This window comes from Streptomyces sp. NPDC005955 (assembly GCF_042871255.1).
In the GTDB taxonomy this organism is placed as follows: domain Bacteria; phylum Actinomycetota; class Actinomycetes; order Streptomycetales; family Streptomycetaceae; genus Streptomyces.
The window spans coordinates 174971-190662 of record NZ_JBIAIF010000012.1 but is presented as its reverse complement, the minus strand read 5'-3'; the positions used below and the strand labels follow the sequence as shown (position 1 = coordinate 190662).

At 73.3% G+C, this 15692-nt stretch carries 15 protein-coding genes and 1 riboswitch; of the genes, 5 read left to right on the top strand and 10 right to left on the bottom strand.

Annotated features, from left to right (window positions below; translation table 11 throughout):
* The first annotated feature begins 18 nt into the window (after positions 1–18).
* A complete protein-coding gene (locus tag ACFYOU_RS25860) occupies positions 19–696 on the top strand; it encodes a uridine kinase (RefSeq protein ID WP_391308850.1) in 678 nt (225 codons plus the stop codon).
* 476 nt (positions 697–1172) lie between these two features.
* Positions 1173–3035 (top strand): AAA family ATPase, encoded by a 1863-nt coding sequence (locus ACFYOU_RS25855; protein WP_389769092.1) that lies wholly within the window; start codon positions 1173–1175, stop codon positions 3033–3035.
* A gap of 27 nt (positions 3036–3062) precedes the next feature.
* Here the strand turns inward: ACFYOU_RS25855 and ACFYOU_RS25850 are convergent, their stop codons facing one another.
* The 8 genes from ACFYOU_RS25850 to ribD form a co-directional block, all read right to left on the bottom strand.
* Positions 3063–3584: a PH domain-containing protein gene (locus ACFYOU_RS25850; RefSeq protein ID WP_391308849.1), complete on the bottom strand. Its 522-nt coding sequence runs from the start codon at positions 3582–3584 to the stop codon at positions 3063–3065.
* Positions 3585–3598: 14 nt separating this feature from the next.
* Entirely contained in the window at positions 3599–4447 is an 849-nt protein-coding gene (gene hisG / locus ACFYOU_RS25845; RefSeq protein ID WP_385494125.1) for an ATP phosphoribosyltransferase, read from the bottom strand.
* A 146-nt stretch (positions 4448–4593) separates the two neighbouring features.
* Positions 4594–4866 (bottom strand): phosphoribosyl-ATP diphosphatase, encoded by a 273-nt coding sequence (locus ACFYOU_RS25840; protein ID WP_389769098.1) that lies wholly within the window; start codon positions 4864–4866, stop codon positions 4594–4596.
* Positions 4867–4926: 60 nt separating this feature from the next.
* Positions 4927–5412 carry a 6,7-dimethyl-8-ribityllumazine synthase gene (gene ribH, locus ACFYOU_RS25835; protein WP_387000855.1) on the bottom strand — a complete coding sequence of 162 codons (486 nt, stop codon included), beginning with the start codon at positions 5410–5412 and terminating at the stop codon, positions 4927–4929.
* Positions 5413–5511: 99 nt separating this feature from the next.
* Positions 5512–6873 (bottom strand): bifunctional 3,4-dihydroxy-2-butanone-4-phosphate synthase/GTP cyclohydrolase II, encoded by a 1362-nt coding sequence (locus ACFYOU_RS25830; RefSeq protein WP_389769101.1) that lies wholly within the window; start codon positions 6871–6873, stop codon positions 5512–5514.
* Positions 6870–7523, bottom strand: a complete 654-nt coding sequence (locus ACFYOU_RS25825; protein ID WP_391308845.1) for a nicotinamide mononucleotide transporter — start codon at positions 7521–7523, stop codon at positions 6870–6872. The genes ACFYOU_RS25830 and ACFYOU_RS25825 overlap by 4 nt, the downstream gene beginning before the upstream one ends.
* Positions 7520–8122 (bottom strand): riboflavin synthase, encoded by a 603-nt coding sequence (locus ACFYOU_RS25820; RefSeq protein WP_391308843.1) that lies wholly within the window; start codon positions 8120–8122, stop codon positions 7520–7522. Before ACFYOU_RS25820 ends, ACFYOU_RS25825 begins: the two co-directional genes overlap by 4 nt.
* 2 nt (positions 8123–8124) lie before the next feature.
* On the bottom strand, positions 8125–9276 hold the full coding sequence (gene ribD, locus ACFYOU_RS25815; RefSeq protein WP_391308841.1) for a bifunctional diaminohydroxyphosphoribosylaminopyrimidine deaminase/5-amino-6-(5-phosphoribosylamino)uracil reductase RibD: 1152 nt from the start codon (positions 9274–9276) through the stop codon (positions 8125–8127).
* Positions 9277–9419: 143 nt separating this feature from the next.
* Positions 9420–9550, bottom strand: a riboswitch (FMN riboswitch).
* A 489-nt stretch (positions 9551–10039) separates the two neighbouring features.
* Here ribD and ACFYOU_RS25810 point away from each other — a divergent pair.
* On the top strand, positions 10040–10792 hold the full coding sequence (locus ACFYOU_RS25810) for an NAD(P)H-binding protein (protein ID WP_391308840.1): 753 nt from the start codon (positions 10040–10042) through the stop codon (positions 10790–10792).
* Here the strand turns inward: ACFYOU_RS25810 and ACFYOU_RS25805 are convergent.
* Positions 10708–11982: an ROK family protein gene (locus ACFYOU_RS25805; protein WP_391308839.1), complete on the bottom strand. Its 1275-nt coding sequence runs from the start codon at positions 11980–11982 to the stop codon at positions 10708–10710. The genes ACFYOU_RS25810 and ACFYOU_RS25805 overlap by 85 nt on opposite strands.
* 231 nt (positions 11983–12213) lie before the next feature.
* Between ACFYOU_RS25805 and ACFYOU_RS25800 the strand changes: the two genes are divergently transcribed.
* Complete coding sequence (locus tag ACFYOU_RS25800) at positions 12214–13440, top strand: MFS transporter (RefSeq protein ID WP_391308837.1); 1227 nt, start codon at positions 12214–12216, stop codon at positions 13438–13440.
* A 180-nt stretch (positions 13441–13620) separates the two neighbouring features.
* Positions 13621–15039, top strand: a complete 1419-nt coding sequence (locus ACFYOU_RS25795; RefSeq protein ID WP_389769119.1) for a uracil-xanthine permease family protein — start codon at positions 13621–13623, stop codon at positions 15037–15039.
* A gap of 27 nt (positions 15040–15066) precedes the next feature.
* On the opposite strand, the gene ACFYOU_RS25790 is transcribed toward ACFYOU_RS25795, so the two are convergent.
* Positions 15067–15534 (bottom strand): hypothetical protein, encoded by a 468-nt coding sequence (locus ACFYOU_RS25790; protein ID WP_391308835.1) that lies wholly within the window; start codon positions 15532–15534, stop codon positions 15067–15069.
* Positions 15535–15692 lie beyond the last annotated feature (158 nt).

Below are 15692 nucleotides of genomic sequence, written 5' to 3'. Positions count from 1 at the left end.
CGTCGTACGCTGGAGGCGATGACCGTGCCCACACCCGCCCCCGGTGCCGCCTCGGCCGCGGTGCGCCGGCTCGCCGCGGACCTGGCGCTGCTGGCGCCGTCCTGCGGCCCGGTCCGGCTGATCGCGGTCGACGGGCACGCGGGATCGGGCAAGACGACCTTCGCCGCCGTGCTCGCCGCGGCCCTCGGCGGCGCCCCCGTGCTGCACCTGGACGACTTCGCCACGCACACCGAACTCTTCGCCTGGACGGACCGGTTGCGGCGGCAGGTGACGGCGCCGCTGGGGCGGGGGGAGCCCGCCCGGTACGCGCCCTACGACTGGAACGCCCGCGCGTTCGGCGCGCCCCGGAGCCTCGCACCGGCGCCGGTGGTGCTGCTGGAGGGGGTGGGAGCCGGACGACGGGACCTCCGCCCGGAGCTGGCCCGCGTGGTGTGGATGGAGTACGAGCGCGGGGCCGCGTGGCAGCGGGGCCGACGGCGGGACGGGCCCGCCCAGCACTCCTTCTGGGAGCGCTGGGTCGCCGCCGAGCAGGAGCACTTCGCGGGGGATCCGACGCTGCCGTTCGCCGATCTCGTGGTGCGCCAGGGAGCACTGGGGTACGAGGTGAGTGCGGGGCCGGCGTCAACTGGTGGGCCCACCGGGGCAGTCGGGACGTCAAGACCGCATCAATCCGTCACTGAGCGTGAGGCTCAATAGGAGTGTTCGGGGATGCCCGGAAAGCGGTTTTCGTCAGGGCTTCCGCTGCGCTTGACCGGGGGCCGTACAGGTCTTACGTTCTCCCTGTGCGGCCTTCGGGTCGCCCGTGGTCGCGAAGCCCCCGATCGTTCCCCCGTGATCGGGGGCTTCGTTCTGCCCGGCAACGCCCCCTTCGTTCCCATGTTTCCGGGCGCGGAACGATGCCGGACGCTCACCGTCGGTCACCATCGCGTGCGCCCCCTGCACGCCCCCTGCACGGAACCGGCATTGCGGGCACCCTTAGATCCAGCCGCGCCGCGCGGGTACGATGCGTGCGGTACGACCGACGGACGGCGGCTCACGCACCGGCTCAACTTCCGTCCGCGGCACAGCGGTTCCACACGGGTCGGCGGGGGAACTTCAACTGTCAATGGCCGGTACCGACCGGCACCGCAAGAGACGGCACATCATCGGGGGCACGGCTTGTGGGGGACGTGATGGACTTCGGCACCCAGGGCGCTCCGGCCCCGGCGGAACTAGCGTGGCTGCGCGGTGTGGACGCCTACACCATGGGGGCGTATCCACAGGCGGAAGAAGAATTCAGGACGGCCGTACGGATGGACCCCGGGCTGGCCGACGGATGGCTGGGGCTGCACGCCCTGCGGGTGGACACCACCACGGCGCTGCTGCGCATGTACCAGCACCGCGAGCGCTTCGGCGAGCAGCGTGCCCGGCACCGGCGCACCCTGAACTCCTGGTACTGGTTGGGCTGGTGGGTGCAACCGGTGCTCGAACGGCCGCGGGACCTGCTGCTCGCGCACGCCTCGCACTGGCTCGACGGGCGCCATGTGCCCGAGTTGGACCGGGCCCTGGCCGGACTGCCGCCGGTCGACGCCGATCCGCAGGTGCGGTTCCTGCACGCCTGCCGCTCCTACCTGGTCAAGGACTGGGAGCGGCTGGTGCGCCACACCGACCCGCTCCTCGACGATCCGCTGCTCGGGATCGAGGCGGGACTGTTCGGCGGGATGGCCCGGGTGCGGCTGGAGATGTTCGGCCAGGCCGAGCCGCTGCTGTCGGCGGCCCTGATGCGGTGCCGCAGCGAGCAGCCGCAGCGCAAGGAACTGCGGTACTGGCTGGCCAGGGCCCGGGAGGGCACCGGTCGCAGCGCGGCGGCGCTCCCGCTGTACCGGGCCGTGCACCGGGTGGACCCGGCGTTCATGGACACTTCCGCCCGGCTCGCGGCGATCGCGGAGGGGGAGGGCTTCGACGACGTCCTCGACCTCGCGCCCTTCTCGCTGCCGGTGCCCGCTCCGGAGAACGCCGTGGGGCCCGACCCCCTGTTCGACGCCGAAGGCCGGGACGTGAAGGTGGGCGAACCGCCCCCGGACCCCGCCGTCGGTGGGGCGCCGGGGCTCGGGGACCCCGTCCGGGAGAAGGCCGCGGGGCCCTCCCCGCACCGCCCTTCGACCCCGGCGGCCGATCCCACGCTGCTCGCGGACGCGCTCGCCGAACTGGAGCGCATGGTGGGCCTCGATCCGGTGAAGCGCCAGGTCAAGGCGTTGTCCGCGCAGCTGAACATGGCCCGGCTACGGGCCGGCCAGGGGCTTCCGGTGCAGCCGCCGAAACGGCACTTCGTGTTCTCCGGCCCCTCCGGCACCGGCAAGACCACGGTGGCCCGAATACTGGGCCGCGTCTTCTACGCCCTCGGGCTGCTCGGCGGGGACCACCTGGTGGAGGCGCAGCGCGCCGACCTGGTCGGCGAGTACCTGGGACAGACGGCGGTGAAGGCGAACGAGCTGATCGACTCCGCGATCGGCGGGGTGCTCTTCCTGGACGAGGCGTACGCGCTGTCCAACTCCGGGTACGGCAAGGGGGACGCGTACGGGGACGAGGCGCTCCAGGTCCTGCTCAAGCGGGCCGAGGACAACCGCGACCACCTGGTGGTGATCCTCGCGGGCTATCCGGAGGGCATGGACCGGCTGCTCGCCGCCAACCCGGGGCTGTCGTCACGTTTCACCACGCGGGTGGACTTCCCCTCGTACCGTCCCCTGGAACTGACCGCGATCGGTCAGGTGCTCGCGGCCGAGAACGGTGACGCCTGGGACGAGGAAGCGGTGGACGAACTGCGTTCCATCAGTGGTCACGTGGTGGACCAGGGCTGGATCGACGAGTTGGGCAACGGCCGCTTCCTGCGCACGCTGTACGAGAAGAGCTGCGCGTACCGGGACCTCAGGTTGTCCGGCTACACGTGCACGCCGAGCCGGGACGACCTGGCGACCCTGCGGCTGCCCGATCTGATGCAGGCGTACGGGGAGGTCCTGTCGGGACGGGGGCCCGGCAAGCCGCTGGCCGGCGCCTGACCCCGGCCGGCACAACGGCCGGACGGATCAGGCGCGGTGGCCCGTGGCCCGGTCCTGGACGAGGGCCCGCAGGGTGCGGGCGTCGCCGATGGCGCGTTCGCGGGCCATGCCGGGCTGGATGCCCATGGCGGGGAGGCTGGTGCCGTCGCTGAGGTCGAGGAAGACCCAGGGGTCACCGGGGCGCAGGTTCACCTGGACGACCTGGGCCCACTCCAACCGTCGCGACGAGGCGACGTTGACGACCGTCAGCCCCTGCTCGTCGGCGACGATCTTGGGGCGGCCGAGCAGGGCGAGCACACCGAGGCAGAGGACCCCGGTGAAGACGAAGCTGGTGCGCTCCCCCGGGCTGAGCTGCGGCAGGATGAACGCGATCACCGTGAGGACGACGAGGATCGCGACGCCCGAGCCGAGCAGGATCACCCGGATCAGGGACGGGCGGAAGGTGACCGGGAGGGCCGGCAGGACCGGAGCGGTGACCGCGGTGGCCGGGGGCCCGTCCTGGTTCGCCGGGGAAGGGGTGCCGGGGGCCGGTGCGGGGGTGTCGGGCATGGTCTCGGTCTTCTTCAGAGGCGGCAGGCGTGGATGGCGGTGGTGAGGATGGCCCGCGCACCGAGCTCGTACAGGTCGTCCATGATCCGCTGGGCTTCCTTGGCGGGCACCATGGCGCGGACAGCGACCCAGCCCTCGTTGTGCAGCGGTGAGACGGTCGGGGACTCCAGACCCGGAGTGAGGGCGACGGCCTCCTCCAGGTGCTCGGCGCGGCAGTCGTAGTCCATCATCACGTAGCTCCGGGCGACCAGGACGCCCTGGAGCCGGCGGAGGAACTGCTGTGCCTTGGGCTCTTCGGTGGTGGCCCCGGTGCGACGGATGACGATGGCCTCGGAGGTCATGATCGGGTCGCCGATCACTTCGAGGCCGGCGTTGCGCAGCGAGGTGCCCGTCTCCACGACGTCGGCGATGACCTGGGCCACTCCGAGCTCGATCGCGGTCTCCACGGCACCGTCGAGGTGCACCACCGAGGCGTCGATGCCGTTGTCGGCGAGGTGCTTGGCGACGATGCCCTCGTAGGAGGTGGCGACGGTCAGCCCGCCGAGGTCGGTGACGCCGGCGGCCGTGCCCGGGCGGGTCGCGAACCGGAAGGTGGAGCGGGCGAAGCCGAGCGGCAGGATCTCCTCGGCGTTGGCGCCGGAGTCCACCAGCAGGTCGCGGCCGGTGATGCCGATGTCGAGACGGCCGGAGGAGACGTAGATCGCGATGTCGCGGGGGCGCAGGTAGAAGAACTCGACCTCGTTGTCCGGGTCGACGATGACGAGTTCCTTCGACTCCCGTCGCTGCTGGTAGCCGGCCTCATGGAGCATCGCCGACGCAGGTCCGGACAGTGAACCCTTGTTGGGGACGGCGATGCGCAGCATGAGGCCAGTTCCTTTACGTGTGGCAGCGGTGGGGTGTGCGTCAGCGGTGCGGGGTGTGCGTCGGGCGCGAGGACGGCGACGGGCCGGCGGGGCTCCGTCGCCCGCGCGCGGGGCGGTGGCCGAGCGCGCGCCGGGCGGCGCGCGCTCTACAGATGGGCGTACACGTCGTCGAGGGAGATCCCGCGCGCGACCATCATCACCTGGACGTGGTAGAGCAGCTGCGAGATCTCCTCGGCGGCGGCTTCCTTGCCCTCGTACTCGGCGGCCATCCAGACCTCGGCGGCCTCCTCGACGACCTTCTTGCCGATGGCGTGGACACCCTTGTCGACGAGCTCGGCGGTGCGTGAGGTGGACGGATCACCGTGGGCGGCCTTGTGTTGGAGCTCCGTGAACAGCTCCTCGAACGTCTTCTTGGACATGGTGCGGACCACTCTACGGGACCCGCGCGGGCTCCCCCTAACGGCCCGTGGACACCGGGGTCAGCGCCAGGGCTCGGCGACCGTGCGCAGGGTCGCCGCGGTCGCGACGGCGGCGGTGACGGCCTCGTGGCCCTTGTCCTCGCGGGAGCCCTCGATCCCCGCCCGGTCGAGTGCCTGCTCCTCGGTGTCGCAGGTCAGGACCCCGAACCCGATCGGGACCCCGGAGTCCACCGCGACCTGTGTGAGGCCCTGGGTGACGCCCTGGCACACGTAGTCGAAGTGCGGGGTGCCACCGCGGATGACCACGCCGAGGGCCACGATCGCGTCGTACCCGCGGCCGGCGAGCACCTTGGCGACCACGGGCAGTTCGAAGCTGCCCGGAACGCGCAGCAGGGTGGGCTCGTCGATGCCCAGTTCCCGCAGGGCCCGTAGGGCGCCCTCGACCAGTCCGTCCATCACCGTCTCGTGCCACTGGGCCGCGATGACGGCGACCCGCAGGTCGCCGCAGTTCTTCACGCTCAGTTCGGGTGCGCCTTTGCCGCTCACGCGCTGCTCCTGGTTCTCGTGGGGCTCGTACTGCTCTGACGTCGTGCGGGTGGTGCGGGTGCTGCGGGTCCTTCAGGGTGTCGGGGCGTGCCCCGGATGTCACTGGTTGGCGCAGGCCCGGGTGACGGGGGCGTCCAGCCAGGGCAGGTCGTGCCCCATGCGGTCCCGCTTGGTGCGCAGGTAGCGCAGATTGTGTTCACCGGCCTGCACGGGCACGGGTTCGCGTCCGTTGACGGCGAGACCGTGCCGCACCAGGGCGTCGGTCTTCTCCGGGTTGTTGGTGAGCAACCGCAGGCTGCGCACGCCGAGGTCCTTGAGGATGCGGGCGCCGGCGCCGTAGTCGCGGGCGTCGGCGGGCAGCCCCAGTTCGAGGTTGGCGTCGAGGGTGTCGTGGCCGCGCTCCTGGAGTTCGTAGGCGCGCAGCTTGGACATCAGGCCGATGCCGCGGCCCTCGTGACCGCGCAGGTAGACGACGACGCCGCGGCCCTCGGCGGCGACCCGTTCCATCGACGCCTGGAACTGCGGTCCGCAGTCGCAGCGCAGGGACTGGAAGACGTCTCCGGTGAGGCACTCGGAGTGGACCCGTACGAGGACGTCCTCGCCGTCGCCGACCTCCCCGTACACCAGGGCGAGGTGCTCGACCCCGTCGGCGGTCGCGCGGTACCCGTACGCCGTGAAGTCCCCGTGCGCGGTGGGCAGTCGCACCGCGGCCTCGCGGCGCACGGCGGGTGCTTCGGTGGTCCGGCGGTAGGCGATCAGATCGGCGATGGAGATGATCGACAGGCCGTGCTTGCGGGCGAACGGGACGAGTTCGGGCAGCCGCAGCATCCGGCCGTCCTCGCCGGCGATCTCCACGATGGCCCCGGCGGGCCGCAGTCCGGCCAGCCGGGCCAGGTCGACGGCGGCCTCGGTGTGACCGTCCCGGGCGAGCACGCCGCCGGGGCGGGCGCGCAGCGGGAAGACGTGGCCGGGCCGGACGAACTCGCCGGGCGCGGAGGTCCCGTCGGCGAGGAGCCGCAGGGTGGTGGCGCGGTCGGCGGCGGAGATCCCGGTGGTGACGCCGTGCGCGGCGCCGGCGTCGACGGAGACGGTGAACGCGGTCCGCATGGACTCGGTGTTCTCGTCGACCATCTGCGGCAGTTGGAGGCGGTCCAGTTCGACGCCCTCCATCGGGGCGCAGATCAGGCCCCGGCACTCGCTCATCATGAAGGCGACGATCTCGGGGGTGGCCTTCTCGGCGGCCAGCACGAGGTCGCCCTCGTTCTCGCGGTCCTCGTCGTCCACCACCACCACGGGGCGGCCCGCGGCGATGTCCGCGATCGCCCGCTCCACCGGATCGAGGGTCAACCGCTCGTCGTCGGTGCCCTGCGCGCTGTCGCTCCCCCCGGTGGCACCGGCGGGCCGGACGGGCGGGAGGTGTCGTCCGGGGAGGACGGTGCCGGATGCCGGGTGGCCGTTCATGCGGGGACTCCTTTCAGTGGGGGCTGCGCAGCCGCTCGGGACCGCAGCCACCAGTCGCGCATGCCCCACAGGGCGAGGGCGAAGTAGACGACGTAGACCAGGCCCGAGAAGGCGAGCCCGCTGGAGAAGGCGAGGGGGACGCCGACGACGTCGACGAGGATCCAGGCGAACCAGAACTCCACCAGGCCCCGGGCCTGGGCGACCATCGCGGCCAGGGTGCCGACGAAGATGTACGCGTCGGGCCACGGGTTCCACGACAGTTCGGGCACGGCGGTGAAGAGCAGGCCGACGGCGAGGGTGCCGAGCGCGGTGCCGCCCAGCAGCAGCCCCCGTTCCTTCCAGGTGGCGAAGCGGACGGCGAGGGAGCCGTCACCGCTCTGCTGCCTGCCGTGCGTCCACTGGCGCCAGCCCCACAGGGCGACCCCGATGACGAGGAGCTGCTTGCCGACGCCACCGGCGAGTTCGGCGTGGGCGTACGCGGCGACTAGGATGACACCGGAGAGCAGCTGCACGGGCCAGGTCCACAGCGAACGGCGCCAGCCGAGCGCCAGGGCGACCAGTCCGACGGAGTTGCCGATCAGGTCCGACCAGATGACCTGCTGGTCGAAGGCGGTGAAGGCGGGCGACTCAAGCCAGCCCAGCCCGCTCATCGTCGTTCTCCGCGGGCCCCGAGCAGCCGCTCGACGTACTTGGCGATCACGTCGACCTCCAGGTTGACCGGGTCGCCGGGGCGCTTGATGCCGAGCGTGGTCAGGTCGAGGGTGGTCGGGATGAGGCTGACGGTGAAGTGCTCGTCGCCCGCTTCCACGACGGTGAGGCTGACCCCGTCGACGGTGATGGAGCCCTTCTCCACCACGTAGCGGGCCAGCTCCCGGGGCAGCGAGATCCGGACGACCTCCCAGTGTTCGGAGGGCTCCCGCGCCAGGACCGTCCCGGTGCCGTCGACGTGGCCCTGCACGATGTGGCCGCCGAGTCGGGCGCCGACCGCGGTGGGCCGTTCCAGATTGACCCGGGAGCCCACGGCGAGGGCGCCGAGGCTCGACCGCTTCAGGGTCTCGGCCATGACGTCGGCGGTGAACTCGTCGCCGGCCAGCTCCACGACGGTCAGGCAGACGCCGTTGACCGCGATCGAGTCGCCGTGCCCCGCGTCCTGGGTGACGACGGCACCGCGCAGACGGAAGCGGGAGGCGTCGCCGAGGTCCTGGACCGCGGTGATCTCGCCGAGTTCTTCGACAATTCCGGTGAACACGGTCAGTGCTCCTTCGTGTGCGCGGGAGGAACGGCGGCTGTGGCGGGCCCGGAGCGGGCGGCGGACACGGGCGTCGCGGTGATCCGGAGGTCGGCTCCCACCGGGACGGTCTCGTTCATGTCGAGGCGCAACGCTTCGACGAGGGTGGTGATTCCTGCGCCGTTCAGGACGGCCGGCCCGGCTCCGAGCAGGACCGGGGCGAGATAACCGATCACCCGGTCCACGGCGCCGGCGGCGACGAACGCTCCGGCGAGCCGCGCACCGCCCTCCAGCAGCACGGACCGCACGCCCCGGGCGTGCAGGTCGGCGAGCAGGGCGGGGACGGACAGGCCCCCGTCGGCGCGCGGGAGCCGGACGACCGCCGGCTGCGCACCGCCCCCGCTGCTGAACGGCGTCGCGGTGAGGTCCTCGGCCACGGCGATCAGGGTGGGTGCCGTGGCGTCCAGGACCCGGGCGCCGGGGCGCACCGCGGTGCCGGAGGTGTCGAGGACGACCCGCAGCGGCTGGCGGGCGCCCTCGATCCCGCGGACGGCGAGATGGGGGTCGTCGGCCCGGGCGGTGCCCGCGCCGACGACGACGGCGTCGGACTCGGCGCGCAACCGGTGCACGTCGGCCCGGGCCTGCGGCGAGCTGATCCACCGGCTGGTGCCGTCGGCGGCCGCGGTCCGGCCGTCGAGGGTGGCGGCGTACTTCCAGGTGACGTGGGGGCGGCCGCGCCGCACGGAGGTCAGCCAGGCGGCGTTCACCGTCTCGGCCTCGGCGGCGAGGAGTCCCCCTTCCACGTCGACGCCGGCCGCGCGCAGGGTGTCCGCGCCGCCGGTCGCATCGGGGGTGGGGTCGGCCACGGCGTAGACGACCCGGGTCACTCCGGCGGCCAGCAGGGCCCGGGAGCAGGGGCCGGTGCGGCCGGTGTGGTCGCAGGGTTCGAGGGTGACCACGGCGGTGGCGCCGCGGGCCCGGTCGCCGGCCGCGCGCAGGGCGTGCACCTCGGCGTGCGGGCCTCCGGCGCGCTGGTGGTGGCCTTCGCCGACCGGTTCGCCGCGGGCGTCGATGAGGACGCATCCGACGACGGGGTTGGGGCTGGTGTGGCCGAGTCCGTGCGCGGCGAGCGCGACGGCGCGCCGCATGGCGGCTGCTTCGGCTGCGGTGGCCACCGGGTCCTCCTGCCTCTTCGGGCACGGACTCCGGGGCTGTCGAGGACGACAGAAGACGGACGTGGCACACCCGGGGCACGGGGTCGTGACCGTCCGTGGAAAGGACGGCACCGGACCTCGGCGCACACCTGACGTGTTCGCCCGCGCGCACTGCCTCCCATCCGGACTTTCACCGTCGGTCCAGGAATTTCACCTGGTCAACCGGTCACTGGAGGTGACCGGGTCGCGGACTTTAACCGCCGGCTCGGACTTTCACCGACCCCGGAGTGCGCTGCTGCTGGTACGCAACCAGTCTGCCACGCTCGCCGGCGGGCCATGCGGGCGAGTGGTTGTGGACTGGCTCACAAGGGGGCGCCCGTGGGTTCGCGGTGTCCGCCCCCGGCGGCAACTCAATTTCCGGACAGTCGACTTGGGCGATGCGCCCGGCTATTGACGGAGCTGTGGAGGGCTCCCTACTCTCTGCGTCACCCCCAAGGAGGAGCCCTGCCCTCGGACGCGGCCAGCGTTCGACGGAGCGCCCGGCGGCGGAGTCTACGGCCCTTGCCCGCCGCCGGGTCCATGGCGGCCCTGCCTCCGTCGAGCCGCGACGCCCCCGCACACCTCCGCGCGCACATGTCCCCGCTGCACCGTGCCGCCCTGCGCCGCCGGGTCCGCCGATCGGGGGGCGCGCCGGCGTGGATGTCACAGGTGCGGCCCCGGGTCCGTCGTGACTGGTGAGGGCGTTCCGTTCGGGACGTCCACGGCAGCGGAAGGCGGGTGCGTGATGACCACGACGGTGGTGACCGGCGGTACGGGAACGCTCGGCAGGCAGGTGGTGGACCGGCTGCGGGCGGCGGGACACGAGGTGCGGGTGGTGAGCCGGCGCTCCCAGCCGTACGCCGTGGACCTGGTCAAGGGGACCGGTCCGCTGGACGAGGCGTTGCGCGGGGCGGACGTGGTCGTGCACTGCGCGAGCGGGCAGCGCGGGGACGAGGTCGCCGCCCGCCGCCTGGTCGAGGCCGTCCGGCGGGCGGGGGTGGGGCACCTCGTCTACATCTCGATCGTCGGGGTCGACCGGGTGCCGCTCGGGTACTACCGGACGAAGTGGGCCGTGGAGCGGCTGGTCGAGGCGTCCGGCACCGGCTGGACGATCCTGCGGACGACGCAGTTCCACGATCTGGTGCTCACCCTGCTGACCGGGTTGGCCAAGCCGCCGGTGATGCTCGTCCCGGCCGGGGTGGCCGACCAGCCGATCGGGTCCGGTGAGGTCGCGGACCGGTTGGCGGAACTGGCGGACGGGGCACCGGCCGGTCGGGTGCCCGAACTGGGCGGACCGCAGGTGCTGGACCTCGGCGAGTTGGCGGCGGCGTACCTGGCGGCGAGCGGGCGGCGCCGGCGGATCGTGCGGGTGCCGCTGCCCGGGAAGGTGGCCCGGGCGCTACGCGCGGGTGGTCATCTGACCCCGGACCGGGCGGTGGGGCGGGAGACGTTCGCGGCGTTCCTCACCAAGGTCCTCGCACCGTCGAAGACGGGCTGAGGGGAGAACAGTTCGTCCTGTGCGGCGTCCCGGGCGGTGAACAGGGCGCCGCGCAGGACCGCCGCGCCGCCCAGTTCACCGGGACGGACCTCGGTGCGCAGCGGGGTCAGCGCGGCGATGCGGGCGCCGACCCGGGCGGCGAGGTCCGCTCCCCCGGCGCGGCCCACCTCGCCGCCGAGCACGACGCAGCCGGGGTCGAGCACGGCGGTGACCGCCGCCGTGCCCACGGCGATCCGGTCGGCCAGCGCGTCGAGGAAGGCGTCGGCGCCGCCGGGCAGCGCGGCGGGTCCGGCCGGCGGCGCCCCGGCGACCGCCGCCCGGACCACGGCGGCGGCGGGCGGCTCGTGGGCGACGGCGGTGGCCGTCATTCCGTACCGGGTCGCGAGGTCGACGACGGCGGCGGACCCGGCGAGGTCATGGAAGCCGCCGCCGCAGGAGTGGACGGACGGCAGGCCGTCGGTGCCGGGCACGGGGAGGAACCCGATCTCGCCGGCACCGCCGGAGGCCCCCCGGCGCAGGGCGCCGTCCAGGACGATCGCGGCGCCCACTCCGTGGCTGAGCCAGAGCAGGACGAAGGTGTCGCGGTCCCGCGCGGCGCCCTCCCGCTGTTCGGCCAGGGCGGCGAGGTTGGTCTCGTTCTCGACGATCACCCGGGCCCGGAGGCGTTCTTGAAGGGCCGTCATCAGACCGTGGTGCCAGGTGGGCAGGCCGCTGCCGTTGCGCAGTTCGCCGGTGGACGGGTCGACGAGGCCCGGCGCGCCGACCCCCACGCTGTGCAGCGCGGTGGCCCCGGCCCGCTCGGCGGTCCGCTCCACGAGGGCGACGGCCTGGGCGGCGGCCGTCCCGGGGTCGCCGGTGACGGGGGCCGACGCCTCGGCCACCACCTGGCCGACGAGGTCCGAGACGATCACGGAGACGCTCTGCTTGCGGACGTCGAGCGCGGCCAGGTGCGCGTAGTCGGCGACGATCCCGTACAGCCGGGCGTTCGGGCCGCGCCGTTGGGCGCCGGACTCGCCGACGACGGTGACCAGGCCGCCGTGCTGGAGCCGCTCGACCAGGTCGGCGACGCTGGGCCGGGACAGGCCGGTGAGCTGCTTGAGCTGCCCGGCCGTCAGGGGGCCCTCGCTCTGCAGGAGGCTCAGCGCGAGCCGGTCGTTGATGGCGCGGGCCGTGCTCGGTGATGCGGGCATGCGGTCGATCCTTCCAGACGCCGACCGGCGGGTCGCCGGCCGTCCTGCCCTGCCGTTCCGTCGCCGGCCCCGTAGCTGTGGACGACAGCCGTTTGACGACACCATCTATTTATCAGGCAAGGTTCCTGATAGTTTACGCCCCGGCCGCTCCGAACGGACGGCCACGACGGTCGACCGGCCGTCGACCATGGGGCCGGCCCGTGGGCCGGGCACAGCGGGAGGCAACACCGAATGGCGAGCAAGGGGGCCCCGACGGCCCAGGTCACGACGGCGGTTCGACGCGCCAGGTACGCGGTGGCCGCCGTGTTCTGCGTGCACGGCGCGGTCACCGGATCGTTCGCGACCCGGGTGCCGTGGATCCAGGACCACGCGGGGGTGAGCGCCGGCCAGTTGGGGCTCGCGCTCGCCTTCCCCGCGATCGGCGCGGCCCTCGCGATGCCCCTGGCCGGCCGGATCGGCCACCGGTTCGGCGCGCGCACCGCACTGCGCGGACTGCTGGCCCTGTGGACGCTGTCGCTGGCCCTGCCCGCGCTCGCGCCGAACCTGGCGACCCTGTGCGTGGCGCTCTTCGTCTACGGGGCCACCTCCGGGATGTCGGACGTGACGATGAACGCGCTCGGCGTCGACCTGGAGTCCCGGCTCGGCCGGTCCATCCTGTCCGGGTTGCACGGGATGTGGAGCGTGGGCGCCCTGATCGGCTCGGTCGGCGGCACCCTCGCCGCACACCTGGGGACCGACGCACGCGTGCACCACGTCCTGACCGCGGCCGTGCTCACCCTGCTGGGCCTCGCCGCCTGCCGCGGGGTACTGGACGTGCGGCCCACGGTGGACGAGGAGCCGCCGCCCCGGTTCGCGCTGCCGCCCCGTTCGGCCCTGCTCATCGGCACCGTCGGCTTCTGTGCGGTCTTCGTGGAGGGCGCGAGCCTCGACTGGTCGGCCGTCTACCTGCGGGACGTCCTGGACGCCTCGCCGGGACTGGCGGCCGCTTGCACCACCGGTTTCACGCTGACCATGGCGGTGGCCCGACTGGCGGGCGACCGGATCGTCGACCGCTTCGGCGCGGTGCGGACCGTGCGGGTGGGCGGCGCCCTCGCCGCGGTCGGCGGGCTGATGGTCGTGACCTCGAACCATCCGGCGGTGGCCATGGGCGGGTTCGCCCTGCTCGGGCTGGGGGTCGCCGTGGTCGTGCCGCTGGCGTTCGCCGCCGCCGGACGCAGCGGGCCGAACGCCAGCATGGCCATCGCGGGCGTCGCCACCGTCACCTACTCGTCGAGCCTGCTGGCACCGTCCGCCGTCGGGGCGCTCGCCGATCTGACCAGCCTGGTGGTGTCGTTCGGGCTGGTCACGGCGCTGGCCTTCGGGCTGATCGCCCTCGCGGGCGTGCTCCGGACGGCCGAGCGCACCACCCGCCCCCGGGTCGACTCGCCCAGCCCCGCAGCTCCGACGCCGAAGCCCTGACCGAGGGGCCGCACCCGCGCCTTCCTGCTCCCGCGCCGCTGGTCGGGGGCGGGAGGGCGCCCGGATGCCGGGCAGCCGGGTGCGGGGCCGTCCCGGTGCCATGCCGCCGGGACCGGGCGATCCCGGGACCTTTAGCATGTCCCCGATCATCCCGGCGTACGGACAGAAAGTGACCTCCCCATGGACCTCGGTGTGCGCTGGAAGCTGCACGGCGACGGGCGGACCCCCGCCCCGGGCGCCGTCGTCCGGCCGGACGAACGGCTTTCCTGGCCACGGACCTTCGGCCTGGGTGCGCAGCACGTGGTGGCCATGTTCGGCGCCTCTTTCGTCGCCCCCGTCCTGATGGGTCTCGACCCGAACCTCGCGATCATGATGTCCGGGGTGGCGACGGCCATCTTCCTGCTGGCGACCAAGGGCCGGGTGCCCAGTTACCTGGGCTGCTCGCTGTCCTTCGTCGGGGTGGCGGCCGTGATCCGGGCGCAGGGCGGCACCAGCGCGACGGTGACCGGTGCGGTGTTCGTGGTCGGCGTGGCGCTGTTCCTGGTGGGCATCGCGGTGCAGCGGTTCGGTGCGCGGATCATCCACGCGGCCATGCCGCCGATCGTCACGGGTGCGGTGGTGATGCTGATCGGTTTCAACCTGGCGCCGGTCACCGCCACCACCTACTGGCCGCAGGACCAGTGGACCGCGTTGCTGGTGATGCTGTTCACCGGCGCCGCGGTGGTCTGCCTACGGGGTTTCTGGTCCCGCATCGCGATCTTCCTGGGGCTGCTCTTCGGGTACGGGATCTCCTGGCTGTTCGACCGGGTCTTCGGCATGATCCACTCCAACGACGGCTCGGGGAAGGTCGTCGACCACTGGCGGCTCGACCTGTCGGCGGTGGGCGGGGCGGACTGGATCGGGCTGCCGTCGTTCCACGGGCCGTCGTTCGAGTGGTCGGCCGTGCTGGTGGCGCTGCCGGTGGTCATCGCGCTCGTCGCCGAGAACGCGGGCCATGTGAAGGCGGTCGGCGAGATGACCGGTGATCCGCTGGACGACAAGCTGGGCACCGCGATCTCCGCCGACGGCGCCGCGTCGATGCTGTCCACCGCCGTGGGCGGCCCGCCCAACACCACGTACTCGGAGAACATCGGCGTCATGGCCGCGACCCGGGTCTACTCGACGGCCGCCTACTGGGCGGCGGCGGCCTTCGCCCTGCTGTTCGGGCTGTGCCCCAAGTTCGGTGCGGTCGTGGCGGCGATCCCCGGCGGGGTGCTCGGCGGGATCACCGTCATCCTGTACGGGATGATCGGGCTGCTCGGCGCGCAGATCTGGATCAACGCGGGGGTGGACCTGCGCAATCCGCTGAACCTGGTGCCGGCCGCCGCGGGCATCATCATCGGCGTCGGCAACGTCTCGCTGGAGTTCTCCGACACGTTCTCCCTCAGCGGCATCGCCCTGGGCACCATCGTCGTCATCACCGGCTACCACGCACTGCGCGCACTGGCCCCGGCCCACCTCAAGACGCAGGAGCCGCTGTTGGACTCCGGGACGTCGACGTACGACGAGGCTCCTCGCCGGTCGGACGGCGGCGAGGGCGACGCCCCGCGCCGGGGGTAGCGGCGCGGGCGGGGTCCGTCCGGCCGGTCAGGCCCCGCGCCGGCTCCGGCGCCGCCGCACGGCGCGGTCCCACGACCACAGCAGCAGGGGCAGGGCGATCCCGCCGATCACCAGGTTGCGGGCGCCCTCCCCGTGCCGCTGCTCCTGTCCCAGCGACAGCAGCAGGCCCGCGCCGACGCCCGCTCCCAGTGGGGTGGTGACGACCAGTGGCACCAGCAGGTCACGGTCCGCTTGCTTGCCTTCGAGGAACCGCAGCACGGTGTGGGTGATCGCCGCGAGCCAACACAGTCCGACCAGGGCGGCGAAGGTGTACCAGCCCTTCCCGGGCCCGTCGGCGATGTTCACGCCGCGTCCCCGTGAGTCGTGCTCCACGCCCAGGTGGTAGAAGCCGGCGATGCCCACGGCCATGGCCGCCGCCCCCACCAGGGTGGCGGCCCACAGCGGGAGGTTCACCCCCGGTGCCGTCGGCCCGTTCGCCCGTCCGTCGTCCGCCATGTCCCCTCGCCCCCGTGCCCCGTGATGCGTGCTGCCCGGGTGGGCCCACCGGAGGCCCGGCCCGGGTGCGGTGCCGCGCGCGGGTAAACCCTATCCCCGGCCGTCGGGCCTGCGCGGGCTTGGGCCCCCTCGGTAGCCTGACGTCACTGACGTCGGGG

Bases quoted from the DNA above. Each gene is read 5' to 3' on its own strand.
- ACFYOU_RS25790 (WP_391308835.1), bottom strand. From the start codon at position 15,534: ATGGCGGACGACGGACGGGCGAACGGGCCGACGGCACCGGGGGTGAAC.
- ACFYOU_RS25800 (WP_391308837.1), top strand. From the start codon at position 12,214: ATGGCGAGCAAGGGGGCCCCGACGGCCCAGGTCACGACGGCGGTTCGA.
- ACFYOU_RS25860 (WP_391308850.1), top strand. From the start codon at position 19: ATGACCGTGCCCACACCCGCCCCCGGTGCCGCCTCGGCCGCGGTGCGC.
- ACFYOU_RS25850 (WP_391308849.1), bottom strand. From the start codon at position 3,584: ATGCCCGACACCCCCGCACCGGCCCCCGGCACCCCTTCCCCGGCGAAC.
- ACFYOU_RS25795 (WP_389769119.1), top strand. From the start codon at position 13,621: ATGGACCTCGGTGTGCGCTGGAAGCTGCACGGCGACGGGCGGACCCCC.
- hisG (WP_385494125.1), bottom strand. From the start codon at position 4,447: ATGCTGCGCATCGCCGTCCCCAACAAGGGTTCACTGTCCGGACCTGCG.
- ACFYOU_RS25805 (WP_391308839.1), bottom strand. From the start codon at position 11,982: ATGCCCGCATCACCGAGCACGGCCCGCGCCATCAACGACCGGCTCGCG.
- ACFYOU_RS25810 (WP_391308840.1), top strand. From the start codon at position 10,040: ATGACCACGACGGTGGTGACCGGCGGTACGGGAACGCTCGGCAGGCAG.
- ACFYOU_RS25830 (WP_389769101.1), bottom strand. From the start codon at position 6,873: ATGAACGGCCACCCGGCATCCGGCACCGTCCTCCCCGGACGACACCTC.
- ACFYOU_RS25825 (WP_391308845.1), bottom strand. From the start codon at position 7,523: ATGAGCGGGCTGGGCTGGCTTGAGTCGCCCGCCTTCACCGCCTTCGAC.
- ACFYOU_RS25855 (WP_389769092.1), top strand. From the start codon at position 1,173: ATGGACTTCGGCACCCAGGGCGCTCCGGCCCCGGCGGAACTAGCGTGG.
- ACFYOU_RS25840 (WP_389769098.1), bottom strand. From the start codon at position 4,866: ATGTCCAAGAAGACGTTCGAGGAGCTGTTCACGGAGCTCCAACACAAG.